16 protein-coding genes are annotated in these 17,806 nt (G+C 70.4%); 10 read left to right on the top strand and 6 right to left on the bottom strand.

What is annotated here, in order from left to right:
* Positions 1-7: 7 nt before the first annotated feature.
* From ABD932_RS17485 to ABD932_RS17475, 3 genes are read left to right on the top strand one after another with little or no spacing between them, the layout of a single operon-like run.
* Entirely contained in the window at positions 8-784 is a 777-nt protein-coding gene (locus ABD932_RS17485) for an SDR family oxidoreductase (protein ID WP_345013646.1), read from the top strand.
* 60 nt (positions 785-844) lie between these two features.
* Complete coding sequence (locus tag ABD932_RS17480; RefSeq protein ID WP_345013644.1) at positions 845-1,849, top strand: Gfo/Idh/MocA family protein; 1,005 nt, start codon at positions 845-847, stop codon at positions 1,847-1,849.
* The gene (locus ABD932_RS17475) at positions 1,846-2,868 is read left to right on the top strand and encodes a Gfo/Idh/MocA family protein (protein WP_345013642.1); all 1,023 of its coding nucleotides are present in this window, start codon (positions 1,846-1,848) and stop codon (positions 2,866-2,868) included. The genes ABD932_RS17480 and ABD932_RS17475 overlap by 4 nt, the downstream gene beginning before the upstream one ends.
* Before the next feature lie 112 nt (positions 2,869-2,980).
* Here ABD932_RS17475 and ABD932_RS17470 read toward each other — a convergent pair whose 3' ends face one another.
* From ABD932_RS17470 to ABD932_RS17450, 5 genes are read right to left on the bottom strand one after another with little or no spacing between them, the layout of a single operon-like run.
* Positions 2,981-4,006, bottom strand: a complete 1,026-nt coding sequence (locus ABD932_RS17470; RefSeq protein ID WP_345013640.1) for a Gfo/Idh/MocA family protein — start codon at positions 4,004-4,006, stop codon at positions 2,981-2,983.
* Between the two features lie 25 nt (positions 4,007-4,031).
* Positions 4,032-4,934 carry a sugar phosphate isomerase/epimerase family protein gene (locus ABD932_RS17465; protein ID WP_345013638.1) on the bottom strand — a complete coding sequence of 301 codons (903 nt, stop codon included), beginning with the start codon at positions 4,932-4,934 and terminating at the stop codon, positions 4,032-4,034.
* Position 4,935: 1 nt separating this feature from the next.
* A complete protein-coding gene (locus ABD932_RS17460; protein ID WP_345013636.1) occupies positions 4,936-5,850 on the bottom strand; it encodes an ATP-binding cassette domain-containing protein in 915 nt (304 codons plus the stop codon).
* Between the two features lie 5 nt (positions 5,851-5,855).
* Positions 5,856-6,935, bottom strand: coding sequence for an ABC transporter permease (locus ABD932_RS17455; RefSeq protein WP_345013634.1), 1,080 nt, complete (start codon positions 6,933-6,935; stop codon positions 5,856-5,858).
* Complete coding sequence (locus tag ABD932_RS17450; protein ID WP_345013631.1) at positions 6,935-7,951, bottom strand: sugar ABC transporter substrate-binding protein; 1,017 nt, start codon at positions 7,949-7,951, stop codon at positions 6,935-6,937. Before ABD932_RS17450 ends, ABD932_RS17455 begins: the two co-directional genes overlap by 1 nt.
* Before the next feature lie 302 nt (positions 7,952-8,253).
* Here ABD932_RS17450 and iolC point away from each other — a divergent pair, with 302 nt between their 5' ends.
* Genes iolC through ABD932_RS17420 form a run of 6 tightly spaced genes read left to right on the top strand, consistent with a single transcriptional unit; the run spans position 8,254 to position 15,305 of the window.
* A complete protein-coding gene (gene iolC, locus ABD932_RS17445; protein WP_345013628.1) occupies positions 8,254-9,213 on the top strand; it encodes a 5-dehydro-2-deoxygluconokinase in 960 nt (319 codons plus the stop codon).
* Positions 9,214-9,248: 35 nt separating this feature from the next.
* Positions 9,249-10,136 (top strand): Cgl0159 family (beta/alpha)8-fold protein, encoded by an 888-nt coding sequence (locus ABD932_RS17440; protein ID WP_345013626.1) that lies wholly within the window; start codon positions 9,249-9,251, stop codon positions 10,134-10,136.
* A gap of 14 nt (positions 10,137-10,150) precedes the next feature.
* Positions 10,151-11,038 carry a 5-deoxy-glucuronate isomerase gene (iolB, locus tag ABD932_RS17435; RefSeq protein WP_345013624.1) on the top strand — a complete coding sequence of 296 codons (888 nt, stop codon included), beginning with the start codon at positions 10,151-10,153 and terminating at the stop codon, positions 11,036-11,038.
* Positions 11,039-11,046: 8 nt separating this feature from the next.
* Positions 11,047-12,924: a 3D-(3,5/4)-trihydroxycyclohexane-1,2-dione acylhydrolase (decyclizing) gene (gene iolD, locus ABD932_RS17430; protein ID WP_345013622.1), complete on the top strand. Its 1,878-nt coding sequence runs from the start codon at positions 11,047-11,049 to the stop codon at positions 12,922-12,924.
* A gap of 49 nt (positions 12,925-12,973) precedes the next feature.
* Entirely contained in the window at positions 12,974-14,467 is a 1,494-nt protein-coding gene (locus ABD932_RS17425) for a CoA-acylating methylmalonate-semialdehyde dehydrogenase (RefSeq protein WP_345013619.1), read from the top strand.
* 52 nt (positions 14,468-14,519) lie between these two features.
* Entirely contained in the window at positions 14,520-15,305 is a 786-nt protein-coding gene (locus tag ABD932_RS17420) for a GntR family transcriptional regulator (RefSeq protein WP_345013617.1), read from the top strand.
* Positions 15,306-15,320: 15 nt separating this feature from the next.
* On the opposite strand, the gene ABD932_RS17415 is transcribed toward ABD932_RS17420, so the two are convergent.
* Entirely contained in the window at positions 15,321-16,124 is an 804-nt protein-coding gene (locus ABD932_RS17415; protein WP_345013615.1) for a DUF427 domain-containing protein, read from the bottom strand.
* Positions 16,125-16,478: 354 nt separating this feature from the next.
* On the opposite strand from ABD932_RS17415, the gene ABD932_RS17410 reads away from it, so the two are divergent.
* Positions 16,479-17,801, top strand: a complete 1,323-nt coding sequence (locus ABD932_RS17410; protein WP_345013613.1) for a GumC domain-containing protein — start codon at positions 16,479-16,481, stop codon at positions 17,799-17,801.
* The last annotated feature ends 5 nt before the right edge of the window (positions 17,802-17,806 follow it).

The following is a 17,806-nucleotide window of genomic DNA, read 5'->3' as shown; positions in this document are numbered from 1 at the left end:
AACACCCATGGGACTTCTCGACGACAAGGTCGTCCTCGTCAACGGCGGCAGCCAGGGCGTCGGCGCCGCCATCGCGCGGGCTGCCGTGCGCGAGGGGGCGGTCGTGGCCGTCACCGGGCGACGCACCGAACCCGGCGAGGCGCTGGTGGCCGAGCTGGCCGCCGACGGAGCCAAGGCCATGTTCGTACGGGCCGACCTCTCCGACGCCGACCAGGCGAAGGCGTCCGTCGCCGAGGTCGTCGACGCGTACGGGCGGATCGACTGCCTGGTCAACTCGGCGGGGCTGACGTCACGGGGCACGCTGCTCGACACCACGCCCGAGCTGTTCGACCAGCACATCGCGATCAACCTCAAGGCGCCGTTCTTCGCCATGCAGGCCGCCGTCACGGACATGGTGGCCCGCAAGGCGCCCGGCACGATCGTCAACATCATCACCACCTCGGCGCACGGCGGGCAGCCGTTCCTCGCGCCGTACGTCTCCGCCAAGGCCGGCCTCATCGGGCTGACCCGCAACGCCGCCCACGCGCACCGCTGGGACCGGATCCGGATCAACGGCCTGAACATCGGCTGGACGGCGACCGAGGGCGAGGACACCACGCAGAAGGCCTTCCACGGCGCCGCCGACGACTGGCGCGAGTCGGCTGCCGCCGGGCTGCCGATGGGGAAGCTCGGGCAACCGGACGAGATCGCCGACTTCGTGGTGTTCCTGCTGTCGGAGCGGTCCGGGGTGGTCACCGGTTCGGTGATCGACTGGGACCAGAACGTACTGGGTGGCATGGACTAGGCCCACCTCCCCCCTGACTCTCCTCTCGCAAGACCCGTACTCAAGGAAGCGAACACCCCCATGCGAATCGGCATCCTCGGCCTCGGCCGCATCGGCGCCTTCCACGCCGAGACCCTCTCCGGACTCGACGCGGTCGACTCCCTCGTCGTCACCGACCCGTTCGCGGACGCCGCCAAGGCAGCCGCGGAGCGGTTCGGCGCCGAGGTCGTGGACTCGCCCGACGCCCTGCTGGCGGCCGGCGTGGACGGCATCGTCGTCGCGGCCGCGACCGACGCCCACCCCGCGCTGATCCTGGCCGGCGTCGAGGCGGGCATCCCCGTCTTCTGCGAGAAGCCCGTCGCCAAGACCATGAGCGAGGGCGTCGAGGTGCTGAAGGCCGTCCAGGGCAGCGACGTGCCGATCCAGATCGGCTACAACCGCCGCTTCGACACCGGCTTCGTCAACGCCCGCGCCGCCGTGCAGAGCGGCGAGCTCGGCAAGCTGCACACGGTCCGCTCGACCACGCTCGACCCGGCGCCGCCGCCGGCCGCGTACATCGCCGCCTCCGGTGGCATCTTCCGGGACTGTTCGGTGCACGACTTCGACATCATCCGCTGGGTGACCGGCCGTGAGGTGACCGAGGTGTACGCCGTCGGCGGCAACAGGGGCGCCGACTACATCAAGGAGGCGGGCGACGCCGACACCACCGGCGCGATCCTCACCCTGGACGACGGCACCATCGCTGTGGTCTCCAACTCCCGGCACAACGCCCGGGGTTACGACGTCCGCATGGAGATCCACGGCTTCCAGGACAGCATCGCCGTGGGCCTGGAGGACAAGCTGCCGCTGAGGTCGGTCGAGCCCGGCGTGACCTTCCCCGCCGGCACCCCGCACGACTTCTTCATGGACCGCTTCACCGCCGCGTACCGCGCCGAACTCACCGCGTTCACCGAGGTCGTGGCCGGCGCCCGGCCGTCCCCGTGCACGATCGAAGACGCCCTGGAGGCCGGCTGGATCGCCGACGCGTGCACACTGTCGCTGCACGAGCACCGTCCGGTGACGATCGAGGAGGTACGGCAGGGATGAACGACTCGAGCCCGCAGCCGCTGCGCATCGGAGTGCTGGGCGCGGCACGCATCACCGAGCTCTCCCTCGTCGGCCCGGCCCGCACGACCGGCCACCGCCTCGTCGCGGTGGCCGCGCGCGACCGGTCCCGCGCCGAGGCGTTCGCCGACGAGCACGACGTGGAGCGGGTGGTGGACTCCTACGCCGACCTGCTCGCCGACCCCGAGGTGGAGGTGATCTACAACCCGCTCGCCAACGGTCTGCACGGGCCGTGGAACCTCGCCGCTCTCGCGGCCGGCAAGCACGTCCTGTCGGAGAAGCCGTCGGCGAGCAACGCCGAGGAGGCGGCCGAGGTGCTTCAGGCGGCGGCGAAGGCCGGGACCGTCTTCATGGAGGCGTTCCACTACCTCTTCCACCCGGTCACCCGGCGCCTGCACGAGATCCTGGCGAGCGGCGAACTCGGCGACCTGCAGCGGGTGGAGACACTGGTGGCGATACCCGCCCCCGGTGACGCCGACCCGCGCTGGTCGCTGCCGCTCGCGGGCGGCGCCGTGATGGACCTCGGCTGCTACAGCCTGCACGCGGTGCGGATGCTCGCGCCCTGGGCGGGCGGTGCGCCGCGCCTGGTCTCCGCGCGCGGCGGTGAGCGGCCGGGTGCGCCGGGTGTCGACGAGTGGCTGGACGCCGAGCTGGACTTCCCCGGCGGGGTGACCGCGTCCGCGCGCTGCCACATGGCCTACGACGACCTGGCGATGAGCTGCCGGCTCGTCGGCTCGCAGGGCGAGGCGTTCGCGCCGAACTTCGTGCTGCCGCACCGCGACGACCGGGTCGTGGTGCGTACGGCGGACGGCGAGCGGACGGAGCGGCTGGGCACGCGCTCGTCGTACACCTACCAGCTGGAGGCGTTCGCCGCGCACATCCGCCGGGACGCGCCCCTCGCACTGGACGCGGAGGACGCGCTGGCCACGATGACGCTGATCGACGAGGCGTACCGCGCGGCCGGGTTCGACCCACGGCCGCGTACGGCGCTCGCGGGCTGACCCGCAGGCACGAGAAGGGGCCGGGGAGCATCTCCCCGGCCCTCAGCCGTCCTGTCGCCCCGGGGTTCTCGCCGGAGCCGTCCGCGCGCGTGGGGTTCGAGCCGACGGCCCGTCACCCCCCGTACAGCGCGGGCCTGTCGACGAGTTCCACGGCGACCCGGCCGCCGTCCCGCAGCGACCGTACGCCCGCCTCGCACACCGCGGCGACCGCGTAGCCGTCCCAGGCGCTCGGCCCGACGACCTCGCCGCGCCGGGTGGCGTCGACCCAGGCCTGGACCTCACGGTCGTAGGCGTCCACGAAGCGTTCGACGAAGTCCTGGGCGATGGTGCCGCCCCAGCGGCCGGCCGCGTTGGTGACCATGGCGTGGCCGTCGCCGACGCGTGCGGTGCCGCGCTCGCAGACCACTTCGGCCTGGACCTGGTAGCCGAAGCCGCAGTTCACGAAGATCTCGACGTCGACGATGGCGCCGCCGTCGGTCTCGAAGAGCACGAACTGCGGGTCCCGGATGCCGTCCGGCGCGTTCCCGGAGGGCGTCGGCGCCAGCACGGTGACGGCCGTGATCTCGTGGCCGAGCAGCCAGCGCGTCACGTCCATCTCGTGCGTCACCGAGTCGTTGATGAGCATCTCGCTGGTCCAGCCGGGCGCGCTCGCGACGTTGCGGTGCCGGTTGTGCAGCATGAGGGGTCTGCCCAACTGGCCCGTCTCCAGAAGGGCCTTGAGCTTCATGTACTCGGCGTCGTAGCGCCGCATGAAACCGACCTGGACCCTGCGGTGGCCCAGCTTCTGCTCGGCCTCCACAACGCGCAGCGCGGCCGTGGCGTCGGGGGTGAGGGGTTTCTCGCACAGCACCGGCAGATCGTGCTCGAAGGCCGCGAGGAGGGCCGCCTCGTGGGCGGGGCCGGGGGACGCGACGATCACCGCGTCGACGTCGGCCGCCGCCATCGCCGCGGCCGGGTCGGTGTGGGCGGTGCAGCCGTCGACGCGGGCGGCGACCGATTTGGCGCGCTCCGCGTCGACGTCCACGACGGCGGTCACCCGTGCCCCGCTGGTGACCTCCTGGATGCGGCGCACATGGTCCGCACCCATCTTTCCGGTACCGATGACTGCGACTCCGAGCGTTTCCGGACGCTGGGTCATGACGATCGGCCGTCCTTTCGGGTCGTCAGGCGCCGCAGGACTTCAGGAACTTGCGGGTACGCACCGCGATGGGCAGCGGCTTGTCCGGCTCGCAGGGGTACATGTCCTGCTCGACGATCGCGAACAGGTCCACGTTGAGCTTCTGCGCGGCCTCCAGGACCGGCCCCAACTCCGGTACGCCGGACGGGGGTTCGCACATCACGCCGCGCTGGACGGCCGGCCCGAACGGAACCTCGTTCTTGACGACGTCCGCGAGGATCTCCGGGTCCACCTGCTTGAGGTGCAGATAGCCGATGCGCTCACCGTAGGTCTCGATCAGCTTGACGCTGTCGCCGCCGCAGTAGGCGTAGTGACCCGTGTCGAGGCAGAGGTTCACCAGCTCGGAGTCGGTCGAGTCGAGGAAGCGCTCGACGTGGGCCTCGGTGTCGATGTGGGTGTCGGCGTGCGGGTGCACGACGATGTCGAGGCCGTACGTCTCCTTCACCTCGTGCCCGAGCCGCTCCATGCCCTTGGTCAGGTGGGCCCACTGCTCGCCGGTGAGCTCCGGCGGCTCCAGGATCTCGGCGGTCTTGTCGTCCCGCCAGAAGGAGGGGATCACCACCAGGTGCTTCGCGCCCATCGCCTGGGTGAGCGCGGCGACCTGGCTGACGTGCTCCCAGGTGGACTCCCAGACGGACGGGCCGCGGTGCAGGCCGGTGAAGACCGTGCCCGCCGAGACCTTCAGGTTCCGCTGGTTCACCTCGTCGGTGAGGCGGGCCGGGTCGGTCGGCAGGTAGCCGTACGGTCCCAGCTCGATCCAGGAGTAGCCGGCCTCGGCGACCTCGTTCAGGAAGCGTTCCCAGGGCACCTGTACGGGGTCGTCGGGGAACCAGACGCCCCAGGAGTCCGGGGCGGAGCCGACCCGGATGCGGTCCAGCACAGGGGGCATGTCAGGACTTCCCTTCGGGTGCCGTCGCCACGGGTGCGGTGAGGTCTTCCTCTTCCGGGAGCTCCTCGACGTCCACGCCTCGCACCTGGGCCAACTCGTGCTTGAGTGCGGCGAGTTCGGTGCCGCCGGCCATGTGGTTGGTGAGCTCCTCGAGGCTGACCTCGTCGCGGGAGGCGTTGAGCTCCATGGTGCCGAGGCGCAGTACGCTGAAGTGGTCGCCGACCATGTAGGCGTGGTGGGGGTTGTGGGTGATGAAGATGACGCCGAGGCCGCGGTCGCGGGCGGCGGCGATGTACTTCAGCACCACGCCGGACTGCTTGACGCCGAGGGCGGCGGTGGGCTCGTCCAGGATGAGGACGCGGGCGCCGAAGTAGACGGCGCGGGCGATGGCCACGCACTGGCGCTGGCCGCCGGAGAGCGTGCCGATGGGCTGCTCCAGGTCGTCCAGGACGATGCCCATGTTGCGCAGTTCCTGGTCGGCCGTCTTCTTCATCTTCTCGATGTCGAGGCGGCGCACGGGCCAGGGGCCCTTGGTCATCTCGGAGCCGAGGAAGAAGTTGCGCCACACCGGCATCAGCGGGACCACGGCCAGGTCCTGGTAGACGGTGGCGATGCCCTTGTCGAGAGCCTCACGCGGGGTGGAGAACCGCACGGGGGCGTCGTCGACGAGGAACTCGCCCTCGGTGTGCTGGTGCAGACCCGAGATGATCTTGATGAGGGTCGACTTGCCGGCGCCGTTGTCGCCGAGCACACAGGTGACCTGACTGGGGAACACCTTCAGGTCGACGCCGTGCAGGGCACGGATGTTGCCGTAGGACTTGCCGGCGCCGCGGAGTTCGACGATCGGGGCGTCCTTCTCGGGGGCCTTGTCGGCGACGACGGCGCCGTGGGTGCCGGTTTCGTTGGTGGATGTCATTGCGGTCACCTCCTGGTCGCCGTGCGGCTGACCCACAGATTGATCAGGACGGCGCCGAGCAGCATCACGCCGAGGAACGCCTTGAACCAGTCCGGGTTCCAGCCGGCGTAGACGATGCCCTGCTGCACCATGCCGAACATGAACGCGCCGAAGACCGGGCCGATCGCGGAACCGGCACCACCGGTCAGCAGACAGCCGCCGATGACCGCCGCGGCGATGTAGATCAGCTCCTGGCCGACGCCCTCACCCGACTGCACGGTGTTGAACGAGAACAGCTGGTGCATACCGACGAACCAGGCGCCGAAGCCGACCAGCATGAACAGGGAGATCTTGGTGAAGGTCACCGGGACACCGACCGCGCGGGCGGACTGCTGGTTGCCGCCGACGGCGAAGATCCAGTTGCCGTACTTGGTGCGCAGCAGCACCCACGTGGCGATGGCCGCGAACACCAGCCACCACACCACCGTGATCTTCACGTTGACGCCACCGACGTCGAACGACGAGGCGAAGAGCGCCTTGGCCTGCTCGAAGCCGTCCATGTCGCTGATGTCGTCCGTGGCCACGTTGCCGGTGACCAGCTTGGTCACCGCCAGGTTCACGCCCTGCAGGATCAGGAAGGTGCCGAGGGTGACCAGGAAGCTCGGCAGACCGGTCTTCACCAGCATCCAGCCGTTGAACAGGCCCACGCCCAGGGACACGATCAGGGCGACGATCACGCCGACCCAGACATTCATCGTCAGCTGGTAGCTGATCATGCTCGCCGTCAGCGCGGAGGTGATCACCGCGACACCGGCGGACAGGTCGAACTCGCCGCCGATCATCAGCAGCGCGACCGGCAGGGCCATGATCCCGATCGTCGACGACTGGTACAGGATGTTGGCCATCGAGCTGCCGTCCCGCACCGGCGGCGCCGTGATCAGGAAGAACACCAGCACCGCCACCGCGCCGAGGAAGACACCCACCTCGGGCCGGGCCAACAACCGCAACGCCAGCGGGCGTTCGGCCGTCCGCCCGTCTTTTTCCTTGCCCGGGCCGGGGGCCGGCGGTGTGGTCACCGCCGGCTCAGCCTGTTGGGTCATGCTCATCACCGAGTGCCCTTCGCGGCGTACTTGTCGATCGTCTCGACGTTCGTCTTGTCGACGAAGGCCGGGCCGGTCAGCACCGGCTGCTCGCCGCCGCCCATGTAGTTGCCGTTGTTCTTGTAGAGCCACAGGGAGTCGATCGCCAGGTAGCCCTGGAGGTAGGGCTGCTGGTCGACGGCGAACTCGATGGAGCCCTCGTTGATCGCTCCGGTCAGCTGCTTGTTGAGGTCGAAGGTGGCAACCTTCGCCTTGCTGCCCGTCTCCTCGACCGACTGCGCGGCCGTCAGCGCGAACGGGGCGCCGAGCGTGACGACGTAGTCGAGGTCGCCCTCCTGCTTGAGCTTGGCGGTGATCGTCGACTTCACGGACGGCATGTCGGTGCCATTGACGTTGAGGGTCTCCGTGGTGCCCTCGAACGTCTTCTTCACGCCGTCGCAGCGCTGCGTGAGGCCGATGTTGCCCTGCTCCTGGATCACGCAGACGGCCTTCTTGGCGCCGGCCTCGTTCAGCCGCTTGCCGAGCGCCTCGCCGGCCACGGTCTCGTCCTGGCCGAAGAACTCCATCAGGCCGAGCTTCTGCCACTCGCTGACACCGGAGTTGAGGCCGACGACGGGTATGTTCGCCTTCTTCGCCTTGGCCACGACGTCCTTGAGGGCGTCCGGCTTGGCGAGGGTGATCGCGATGCCGTCGACCTTCTGGTCGATCGCGTTCTGGACCAGGTTGGCCTGGGTGCCCGCGTTCGGGTCGGCCGAGTAGATCAGTTCGACGTTGTCCTTCGCGGCGGCGGCCTCGGCACCCTTGCGGACGATGTCCCAGAAGGTGTCACCGGCCGCCTGGTGCGTGACCAGGGCGACCTTCATACGGGGGGTGTCGGCCTTGCCCGCGGAGGCGCCCTGCGCGCTCTCCTCGGCCTCCTTGCCGCCGGAGCTGCTGGAGCATCCGGCGAGCGTCAGCGCTGCCGCTGCGGCCACGGCCACCACGGGGGCCAGTCTGCGGGAGCGAGAGTAAGAGCGGTCCATCTTTCCAGCACCTCACTGTGCGACGGGGTGTTGCGACGGGGGAAAGGGACGATCACTGGGATCGATGGCCCGGACCAGTGGGAGAAGCCCGGGTCGTGTGCCGTGGAACACGGCGGTTTCGCTGAGACGGGATCCAAGTCCCTGAAAGCGCGCGCTGTCAATACTTTGTTAAGACATCATTTCACAAGCAGGTCCGAATGTAAGTACAAAGTATTGACAGCGTCGGCCTCCACGTCCTACACCTGGGAGGCGGCAGGCCCCCTGGGGGCCCCACCCCCAGCCCAGCTCTAGGAGCGTTACGCATGGCCGAGTCAGCCAAGCCCTTCGACTTGATCACGATGGGAAGGATAGGAGTCGATCTCTACCCCCTGCAGTCTGGCCTACCTCTGACGCAGGTGGAGACGTTCGGCAAATTCCTCGGAGGCTCGGCCGCGAACGTCGCCGTCGCCGCCGCCCGGCTCGGCCGAACCACCGCCGTGATCACCCGCACCGGCGACGATCCCTTCGGCGCCTACCTGCACGAAGCCCTCAAGGACTTCGGCGTCGACGACCGCTGGGTGACGCCCGTCGCGGCGTACCCGACGCCGGTGACGTTCTGCGAGATCTTCCCGCCGGACGACTTCCCGCTGTACTTCTACCGGCAGCCTAAGGCGCCTGACCTGGAGATACACTCCGACGAGCTGGACTACTGGGCCATCCGCTCGGCCCGCGTCTTCTGGATCACCGGCACCGGCCTGAGCGAGGAGCCGAGCCGCTCCGCCACCCTCGCCGCCCTCAAGGCGCGCGACAAGGCGGGCACCACGGTCTTCGACCTCGACTGGCGCCCCATGTTCTGGCGCGATCCGGAGGAGGCCCGCCCGTACTACGCGGAGGCCCTGCGGCACGTGACCGTCGCGGTCGGCAATCTCGACGAGTGCGAGGTCGCCACCGGGGTCCGCGAGCCGCGTGCCTGCGCCGAGGCGCTGCTGGCGGCCGGTGTGGAGCTCGCGGTCGTCAAGCAGGGCCCCAAGGGCGTGCTGGCAGTGCACCGCGACGGTACCCAGGCCGAGGTGCCGCCGGTGCCGGTCGAGGTGGCCAACGGCCTCGGCGCGGGCGACGCCTTCGGCGGCTCGCTGGTCCACGGGCTGCTGTCCGGCTGGGATCTGGCCGAAACCATGCGCTACGCCAACGCCGCCGGCGCCCTCGTCGCCTCCCGCCTGGCCTGCTCCTCGGCGATGCCCACCGAGTCCGAGGTCGAGGACCTCCTCGCACGGGCGTCGTGACTCCCGGCCGAGCCACCCCTGAAACGGAGCTTCACTTGAGCATCACCATCCCCGACCTCACCGCGGTCAGAGCCCGGCACCCCGAGGCGATCGCCGAGGCCGCCGCCCGCCGGGTGCGCCGTCCGCTGATCGGTGACAGCGGCCGCCTGATGATCGTGGCCGCCGACCATCCGGCCCGCGGTGCCCTCGGCGTCGGCGACCGGCGCCTGGCGATGGCCAACCGGGCCGATCTGCTGGAGCGTCTCTGCATCGCGCTGTCGCGGCCCGGCGTGGACGGAGTGCTGGCCACCGCCGACATCCTGGAGGACCTGCTGCTCCTCGGCGTCCTCGACGACAAGGTTGTCATGGGCTCCATGAACCGCGGCGGCCTGGCCGGAGCGTCCTTCGAGATGGACGACCGCTTCACCGGCCACCGCGCCGAGGACATCGCCCGGCTGCGCTTCGACGCGGGCAAGCTGCTGGTCCGCATCGACTACGACGACCCTGGCTCGCTGACCACCCTGGAGTCCACGGCCCGCGCCATCGACGACATGGCCGCGCTCCGGCTCCCGCTGTTCGTCGAGCCGTTCATCTCCCGGCGGATCGACGGCAAGGTGCGCAACGACCTGTCCGCGGAGGCCGTCACCAAGTCGATCGCCATCGCGTCGGGCCTGGGCGGCACCTCTGCCTACACCTGGCTGAAACTGCCCGTCACCGATGACCCCGAGGACATGGCCGAGGTTCTGGAGACGTCCACGCTGCCCGTCGTTCTGCTCGGCGGTGAGGTCGGGGGCTCCGCCGAAGAACAAGCGGGGGCGTACGAGCGCTGGGGCAAGGCGCTCCAGCTCCCCACCGTCCAGGGCATGGTCGTCGGCCGTTCGCTGCTCTACCCGGCCGAGGGCAGCGTGGAGACGGCGGTGGACACGGCCGTCGGCCTGTTGTGACACGGAGGAACACGATGACGTATCACCTTCCCGCGGGAAAGGCGCTCGGCGGCCCTTACGTCGTGGACGTCACGCCCGAGAAGGCCGGCTGGGGCTACTCCAGCCTGAAGGTCCTGGAGCTGCCGCCCGGCGGCTCGCACACCTTCGACACCGGTGACAGCGAGTGGATCGTGCTGTCGCTGAGCGGCGGCTGCACGGTGGAGACGGCGGACGATTTCGGCCATGACACGTTCCGGCTGACCGGCCGTGACAGCGTGTTCAGCGGCGTGAGCGACTTCGCGTACGCGCCGCGCGATGCCCGTACGACCGTCTCGTCCACCGGAGGCGGACGGTTCGCGCTGACCGGTGCGCGCTGCTCCCGGCGGCTGCCCGCCCGCTACGGGCCGGCGTCGTCGGTGCCGGTGGAGCTGCGCGGCACGGGCAACAGCAGCCGCCAGGTCAACAACTTCGGCGCGGCCGGGGTCTTCGAGTGCGACAAGCTCATCGCGGTCGAGGTCATCACCCCGGGCGGCAACTGGTCGTCCTTCCCGCCGCACAAGCACGACGAGCACCGCCCCGGCGAGGAGTCGGTCCTCGAGGAGATCTACTACTTCGAGTTCGCCGACCACGAGGGCACCCCCGGCCTCGGCTACCAGCGCGTCTCGCCCTCCGGACACGGCCGCAACACCGACGTCCTGGCCGAGGTGCGCGGCGGCGACGTCGTGCTGATCCCCGACGGCTGGCACGGGCCCTCCATGGCCGTGCCGGGCCACCACATGTACTACCTCAACGTCATGGCGGGCCCCGAGGCCGAGCGCGCCTGGCTGATCTGCGACCACCCCGATCACGCCTGGGTCCGCGGCACCTGGCCGGACCAGCCCGTCGACCCCCGTCTGCCCCTCTACACCGCTCCGTCCCAGTGAGGTCCCCGATGAGCCAGTCCACCGTCCGCCTGACCGTCGCCCAGGCGCTGGTGCGGTTCCTTTCCGTCCAGTACACCGAGCGCGACGGTGTACGGCACCGGCTGATCGCCGGCACCTGGGGCATCTTCGGCCACGGCAACGTGGCCGGCCTCGGCCAGGCCCTCCTCCAGGCGGGCGAGGACGTGATGCCGTACCACCAGGGCCGCAACGAGCAGTCCATGGTGCACGCGGCCGTCGGCCACGCCCGCCAGCTCAACCGCCTCTCGGCGCAGGCGGTGACGACGTCGATCGGTCCGGGCGCCACCAACCTGGTGACGGGCGCGGCCCTGGCGACGATCAACCGCCTGCCGGTCCTCCTGCTCCCCGGCGACTACTTCGCCTCGCACGCCCCCGACCCGCTGCTCCAGCAGCTGGAGCACCCGACCGAGGCGGACGTGTCGGTCAACGACACCCTGCGCCCGGTCTCCCGGTACTTCGACCGGATCACCCGCCCCGAGGCCCTGATCCCGTCCGCGCTGAACGCCATGCGCGTGCTCGCCGACCCGGCCGAGACCGGCGCGGTGACCCTGGCCCTGCCCCAGGACGTCCAGGCCGAGGCGTACGACTGGCCGGAGGAGTTCTTCGCCGAGCGCGTCTGGTACGTACGGCGCCCCGCACCCGACCCGGTCGAGCTGACGGCGGCCGTCGAGGCGATCCGGGCCGCCGAGCGCCCCCTGATCGTCGCGGGCGGCGGCGTCCACCACAGCGAGGCCGAGGCCGCGCTCAAGGCCTTCGTCGAGGCCACCGGCATCCCGGTCTCCTCCACCCAGGCCGGCAAGGGATCGCTGCGCCACGACCACCCCGCCGACCTCGGCGGCATCGGCCACACCGGCACCTCGGTCAGCGACGACATCGCCCGCGCCGCCGACCTGGTGATCGGCGTCGGCACCCGGTACACGGACTTCACCACCGCCTCCGGCACGCTCTTCCAGAACCCGGACGTGCGGTTCCTGAACCTCAACATCACCGGCTTCGACGCGCACAAGCTGGCCGCGCGGACGCTGGTCTGCGACGCGCGGGCGGGGCTCACAGCCCTGACGGAGGCACTTTCCGGCCACCGGGTGGACGCGGCGTACGAGGCCGAGTACGGCGCCGGCAAGGAACGTTGGGACGCGGTCGTCGAGGCCGCCTACCGTGCCGACGACGAGAGCGCCGTACCGACGCAGACCCAGGTGCTGGGCGCGCTGGACGCGGTCGTCGGCGACGACGACGTGGTGATCAACGCGGCCGGTTCGCTCCCGGGCGATCTGCACAAGCTGTGGCGGTCCCGCTCGCCGCGCCAGTACCACCTGGAGTACGGCTACTCCTGCATGGGCTACGAGATCCCGGCCGGGATCGGCATCCAGCAGGCCGCCCCGGACGTCGCGGTGTGGTCGCTGGTCGGCGACGGCACCTACCTGATGATGCCGACGGAGATCGTCACCGCGGTCCAGGAGGGCCTGCCCGTCAACATCGTCCTGATCCAGAACCACGGCTACGCCTCCATCGGCGGCCTGTCGGCGGAGATCGGCGCCGAGCGCTTCGGCACCGACTACCGCTACCGGGCCGCCGACGGCACCTTCACCGGCGCCCCGCTCCCCGTCGACCTCGCCGCCAACGCGGCCAGCCTCGGCATGGACGTGCTGCGCGCCAAGACGGTGCGCGAGCTGCGCGAGGCGCTGGCCGCGGCCCGCGCCTCCGACCGGCCGACCTGCGTGTACGTCGAGACGGACATCCTGAACCCGACCTCGCCGGGCGCCGAGGCCTGGTGGGACGTGCCCGTCGCCGAGGTCGCCTCCCGCGAGGCGGCCGTCGAGGCCCGCGAACGCTACGAGCAGCATGTCGCCGGACGCCGCCACCACCTCTGATCGCCGTCACCACCGCTGAACTCCCCCTTACGAAAGGCCCTTTCGCACCATGAAGACCATCACCCACTGGATCGACGGCAAGCCCGTCGAGGGCACCTCCGGCCGCTTCGGCGCCGTCTACAACCCGGCCACCGGCGCCCAGGAGAAGCAGGTCGCCTTCGCGACCGTGGACGAGGTGGACGCCGCCGTCGCCTCCGCCAAGGCCGCGTTCGAGAGCTGGGGCCAGTCCTCCCTGGCCAAGCGCACCGCGATCCTGTTCAAGTACCGCGAGCTGCTGGACGCCCACCGCGACGAGATCGCCGAGCTGATCACCGCCGAGCACGGCAAGGTGCACTCCGACGCCCTCGGCGAGGTCGCGCGCGGCATGGAGATCGTCGAGCTCGCGTGCGGGATCAGCGTGCAGCTCAAGGGCGAGCTGTCGACGCAGGTGTCGAACCGGGTGGACGTGGCCTCGATCCGGCAGCCGCTGGGCGTGGTCGCCGGCATCACGCCGTTCAACTTCCCGGCGATGGTGCCGATGTGGATGTTCCCGATCGCCATCGCGACGGGCAACACCTTCGTGCTGAAGCCGTCCGAGAAGGACCCGTCGGCGTCGTACCGGCTCGCCGAGCTGGCCACCGAGGCCGGACTGCCCGAGGGTGTGCTGAACATCGTGCAGGGCGACAAGGTGGCCGTGGACCGGCTGCTGGAGCACCCGGACATCGAGGCGGTGTCCTTCGTCGGCTCGACGCCGATCGCGAAGTACATCCAGCTCAAGGCGGTCGAGCACGGCAAGCGGGTGCAGGCCCTCGGCGGCGCCAAGAACCACATGCTGGTCCTGCCCGACGCCGACCTGGACTTCGCCGCCGACCAGGCGATCAACGCCGCGTACGGCTCGGCGGGCGAGCGCTGCATGGCCGTCTCGGTCGTGGTCGCGGTCGGCGACACGGGCGACGAGCTGGTCGGCAAGATCGCCGAGCGGGCGAAGAACCTGCGCATCGGCCCCGGCAACGACCCGGCCTCCGAGATGGGCCCGCTGATCACGCGCGAGCACCGCGACAAGGTGGCGTCCTACGTGTCGTCGGCCGCCGAGCAGGGCGCCGAGGTCGTCGTCGACGGCACCGGCTACAGCGTGGAGGGCCACGAGGACGGCTTCTTCATCGGCGTCTCGCTGCTGGACAGGGTGCCGCTGACGGCGGACGCGTACCGGGACGAGATCTTCGGTCCGGTGCTGGCCGTGGTGCGTGCGGAGACGTACGACGAGGCCATCAAGCTGATCAACGACTCACGTTGGGGCAACGGCACCGCGATCTTCACCCGCGACGGCGGCGCCGCCCGCCGTTTCCAGCTGGAGGTCAAGGCGGGCATGGTCGGCGTGAACGTGCCGATCCCGGTGCCGGTCGGCTACCACTCCTTCGGTGGCTGGAAGGACTCGCTCTTCGGCGATCTGCACATCTACGGCAACGACGGCATCGCCTTCTACACGCAGGGGAAGGTGATCACCACGCGCTGGCCGGACCCGTCCGACGGCGGCATCAACCTCGGTTTCCCCAGCAACACCTGACACATCCGCAGAGGGCCTGCCACCCGTAGAGGAATCACCAAAGGGAGGGACCATGGCGAAGACCCGCGGCTCCGCACGTGCCGCGTCCGCCTCAGCGCTGGACTCGCTGGACTTCGCCCTGGACCGGGGCAGTCCCGTGCCGCTGTACTACCAGCTCGCCCAGCAGCTGGAGGCGGCGATCGAGCACGGGGTCCTCGCCCCGGGCAACCTGCTGGGCAACGAGGTCGACCTGTCGGTGCGGCTGGGCCTGTCCCGGCCCACCGTCCGGCAGGCGATCCAGTCACTCGTCGACAAGGGGCTGCTGGTCCGGCGGCGCGGGGTGGGCACCCAGGTGGTGCACAGCCAGGTGAAGCGGGGCCTGGAGCTCAGCAGCCTCTACGACGACCTGGAGGCGGCCGGACAGGGCCCCACCACGGAGGTCGTCCGCAACGAGCGCGTCCCGGCGACCGCGGACGTCGCGGCGGCGCTCGGCATCGCGGAGGGCGCGGAGGTCACGCTCCTGGAGCGGCTGCGCTGCACCCACGCCCAGCCCGTGGCCATCCTGTGCAACTACCTCCCCGCGAGCCTCCTCGACCTCGGCAACGCCCGCCTGGAGTCGACCGGCCTGTACCGGATGATGCGCGCCGCCGGCATCACCCTGCACAGCGCCCGCCAGACCATCGGCGCCCGCTGCGCCACCGCCGGGGAGGCCGAGCGCCTGGACGAGAAGGAGGGCGCCGCCCTGCTGACCATGCAGCGCACGGCGTACGACGACACGGGCCGCCCGGTCGAGTACGGCACGCACATCTACCGGGCGTCCCGGTACGCGTTCGACTTCCAGCTGCTGGTCAGGCCCTGAGACCCCCGGTGGCGATCAGGGCTTGAGGCTCTTCGTGAACGGCGTGACCGGCCGCTGCAGGCGTTCACCGTCCACGACGATGTCCACGGCCTCGTTGTAGAAGGCCAGGAGCCCCTTGACGGGACTCACCGCGGGCAGCGGCTCGGCGTAGCTCCAGACGATGTTGCGCGGGACCTCGCCCTCGCCGCGCCAGTTCCAGTACTGGGCCCTGCCCTTGTACGGGCAGCCGGTGCGGTGGTCGGTGGGCTCGAACAGGTCGAGTCGGACGTCCTCCCGGGGCACGTAGTACCGCGTCGGCAGCCCGGTCTCGAACAGCAGCACAGGGCTGTGGGTGTCCGCGACGACGGTGCCGTCGATCTCGACCTGGACATGGCGGCTGCTGGGCATGGCGTCCACCCGTTTGTGCGGGTCGCGCGGGTGGATGAAGATCTCTTCCTCCTCCTCGTACCAGTGGTCGAGGCCGCTGTCCCACCGCCAGAACCACTCGAAGGCGATGTGCCCGGCGAGGTCGGCGGAAGGGAACGTCCACGCCGCGTTCTCCACCAGCGCGCCGTCGGCCTCCAGGTCGTAGAAGATCTGCGAGCCGGTGTGCCTGCCCGTCGGTGGGTTCTCGGCCGGGCGGAGCAGGTCGGTGCGGACCTCCTCGCGCGGGAACGCGTAGCAGGGGACGGGCAGATCGGGTTCCCAGACCAGGACGGGGTGCCGGCTGTCGACGACGGTGACGTCACCCTTGCGGCCGCGCACCCAGCGGTCGCTGGGTTCCCAGAGGAGGCCTTCGGGGGTCGTACGGACGTTCCGCTCGTTGGGGAACAGAGGCATGGACCATTCTCCTTCGGCTCCTTTTCGGAGCGTACTCCCGGAGGGTTCCGCGAGCCACGCGGGTCGTGGCGCTCCTGCCGGTTCACGCGGGGAACACAGGCGTGGCGCACCTCGCGACAGACAGAGGGCGTCCGGGCCGTCGACCGCCACCGCGCGCTGCTCGACGGCCCGGACCCGGCGGCACGACCGGCCCCGGTGGAAGCGCGGCTGCATCCCGTTCCGCATCGTCGATCACCACACCGAGGAGGCGACCGCTCCCCCCTTGACGAAATAAGACACTCCGGGAAAGAGTGTACGCATACGTCGTAAACGTACGCACCCACGCGGTACCGATCGAGGGAAGTGGGTGATCGAATGGAGATCAACGAAGCCCTGCGCCGCACGATCGGCGGTCATTGGCGGCTGCTGGTGGTGTGCATCGTGGTGCCGCTGATGGCAGTCGGCGCCCTCCACTTCGACGCCGAGCGCTCGTACGAGGCGACCGGCCGGGTGCAGGCGTCCAGCACACTCCCAGGTACGGTGACCGAGGCGGATGCCGTACTCAATCGGGTCAAGGGCATCGCCACCAGCACCAGCGTCATCAACCAGGCGCTGCAGCAGGTCGACCACCCTGGCCGCAGCACCGCGGAGGTGGCCGAGGACAAGATCACCGTGAGGCGGCTGGGCAGCTCGCCGGTGTTCAACGTCACGGTCACCGACCGTGATCCGAAGACGGCCGCCCAGTTCTCCTCGGCCCTGGCCACCCGGTTGGTCGCGTTCCTCAACGGTCAAGGACCGGCGCAGAAGGCGCTCGTCGCCCAACTCACCGACCGCGAGGAACAATTGGCAGCTCAGCGGGTGGACGTGGCCACGAAACTGGCCGTAGCCACGAGCGCGGCGGAGAGCGCCAGGCTGTCGGCGCAACTGAGGTCCCTCGACCAGCAGATCGGTGACACCCAGAACTCGCTCCTCACCCTGCAGACCGGCGACGTCACCGCCGCGGTGCTCTCCACGCCGTCGCAGGCCGAGCTCACACCGTCCCGGCTCGACACGGACCTCGCGCTGGCGGCACTGGCCGGCCTGGTCGGTGGGCTGCTCGTGGCCGCCCTGCTGGAGGTCGTCCGGCCGCACGTTCCCGGTCCCAGGGCCTTCGCCCGGGAGATCGAGGCGCCGATGCTGGGAACACTGTCGGTGCGTCGGACCAAGGGCGCCCCGCCACAACTCGTGGCCGAGGGCGAGGCTCTGGTGGCTCTGCGGCGGGCGGTCGCCCGGCACAACGTCGGCACCATCGCTCTCGTCGGCCCGGGGGAACCCGAACGACTCGCTCGTCTCGCCTCCGAGTTGGAAAGCCGCCTGGCGCCGGTCGGCGCCCCGGCACAGGGCGATGGGCCATCGCCATCCGACGGGCGGGCCCCCAGCACGCTGAACGCATACGCCGACAGCGGTCCCGCGCGCGGCACGATGCTGCGCCCCATGCTGGAGTCCCCGCCGCTTCGGATCGCCATGACGGTACGAGTCCGGGCCCTGTCCGACGTGGACGACGAGCCTGACGGCCGCAGGCACGGGATGGTTCTCGTCGTCCCCCGCCAGACCCTCTACCACGAAGTCAGGCGGGTGAAGGACCTGGTCGCCACCACCGGCTGGCCGGTGATCGGTGTCCTCGGCGACCCGGCCCGCCCGACGAGGCGCAGGTCATGACCACC

The organism is Streptomyces shaanxiensis, assembly GCF_039537145.1.
Taxonomy (GTDB): domain Bacteria; phylum Actinomycetota; class Actinomycetes; order Streptomycetales; family Streptomycetaceae; genus Streptomyces; species Streptomyces shaanxiensis.
Note: the sequence above shows the minus strand (reverse complement) of the source record. Positions and strands in the feature narration are given on the sequence as shown.

What these genes read in the sequence shown, in the direction of transcription:
- ABD932_RS17415 (WP_345013615.1), bottom strand. Translation starts at nt 16,124, where the DNA reads ATGCCTCTGTTCCCCAACGAGCGGAACGTCCGTACGACCCCCGAAGGC.
- iolB (WP_345013624.1), top strand. Translation starts at nt 10,151, where the DNA reads ATGACGTATCACCTTCCCGCGGGAAAGGCGCTCGGCGGCCCTTACGTC.
- iolD (WP_345013622.1), top strand. Translation starts at nt 11,047, where the DNA reads ATGAGCCAGTCCACCGTCCGCCTGACCGTCGCCCAGGCGCTGGTGCGG.
- ABD932_RS17410 (WP_345013613.1), top strand. Translation starts at nt 16,479, where the DNA reads ATGGAGATCAACGAAGCCCTGCGCCGCACGATCGGCGGTCATTGGCGG.
- ABD932_RS17460 (WP_345013636.1), bottom strand. Translation starts at nt 5,850, where the DNA reads ATGACATCCACCAACGAAACCGGCACCCACGGCGCCGTCGTCGCCGAC.
- ABD932_RS17465 (WP_345013638.1), bottom strand. Translation starts at nt 4,934, where the DNA reads ATGCCCCCTGTGCTGGACCGCATCCGGGTCGGCTCCGCCCCGGACTCC.
- iolC (WP_345013628.1), top strand. Translation starts at nt 8,254, where the DNA reads ATGGCCGAGTCAGCCAAGCCCTTCGACTTGATCACGATGGGAAGGATA.
- ABD932_RS17450 (WP_345013631.1), bottom strand. Translation starts at nt 7,951, where the DNA reads ATGGACCGCTCTTACTCTCGCTCCCGCAGACTGGCCCCCGTGGTGGCC.
- ABD932_RS17470 (WP_345013640.1), bottom strand. Translation starts at nt 4,006, where the DNA reads ATGACCCAGCGTCCGGAAACGCTCGGAGTCGCAGTCATCGGTACCGGA.
- ABD932_RS17425 (WP_345013619.1), top strand. Translation starts at nt 12,974, where the DNA reads ATGAAGACCATCACCCACTGGATCGACGGCAAGCCCGTCGAGGGCACC.
- ABD932_RS17480 (WP_345013644.1), top strand. Translation starts at nt 845, where the DNA reads ATGCGAATCGGCATCCTCGGCCTCGGCCGCATCGGCGCCTTCCACGCC.
- ABD932_RS17485 (WP_345013646.1), top strand. Translation starts at nt 8, where the DNA reads ATGGGACTTCTCGACGACAAGGTCGTCCTCGTCAACGGCGGCAGCCAG.
- ABD932_RS17420 (WP_345013617.1), top strand. Translation starts at nt 14,520, where the DNA reads ATGGCGAAGACCCGCGGCTCCGCACGTGCCGCGTCCGCCTCAGCGCTG.
- ABD932_RS17475 (WP_345013642.1), top strand. Translation starts at nt 1,846, where the DNA reads ATGAACGACTCGAGCCCGCAGCCGCTGCGCATCGGAGTGCTGGGCGCG.
- ABD932_RS17455 (WP_345013634.1), bottom strand. Translation starts at nt 6,935, where the DNA reads ATGAGCATGACCCAACAGGCTGAGCCGGCGGTGACCACACCGCCGGCC.